The following is a 592-nucleotide window of genomic DNA, read 5'->3' on the forward strand; positions in this document are numbered from 1 at the left end:
GTCAAAATCGTGGTGGCGCATCAGCGCTGGGCCAATCCAATCGAGTAAACTGTTGGCTTTAATCCGGCCTGAGGGCGATAATTGCTCGTCTTTCATCAAAAGCCCTTGCCACTTGCCAATCGTGGTATCGAAGTTTTTCACCATACCCACTAATACCAGTTGCTGTTCCGCTCGAGTTAAGGCCACGTATAATTTTCGCATTTCTTCAGCCAACATGTCTTTCTTCTCAAAACGTTTAGCCATCATTTCAAACATATTTGGATAGGTGATGTGGCGTGTTCTATCAGACAATTTCACCCCAATACCGATAGTGTCATTATAAATCACCGGATTCCTTAGGTCTTGAGTGTTAAAACGCTTGGAAATGTTATAGACGTAAACGAGCGGAAACTCTAAACCTTTTGAATGATGAATAGTATAGACATGGACCGCAGATCGAGCTTCGTCCCCGTGTTTTGGTGCTTGCAGGTCGTTGTCTTTCTCTTGAATTTTCTCAACAAAACGGATGAATTGGAAAATCCCCTTAAAGGCTGACGCTTCATAGGTAGACGCCAATTTATAAAAACCATGCAAGTTATTTTGCCGAATCTCG

Annotated in this window: 1 protein-coding gene; it reads right to left on the reverse strand. The window is 42.9% G+C overall.

Annotation, left to right across the window (positions count from 1 at the left end; translation table 11 throughout):
- Nucleotides 1-592 (reverse strand): 3'-5' exonuclease (locus ACRCJ0_RS18605; protein WP_431391673.1); only part of this gene is annotated, 592 nt, incomplete at both ends.

The sequence above is a fragment of the Aerococcus sp. L_32 genome (assembly GCF_050689315.1).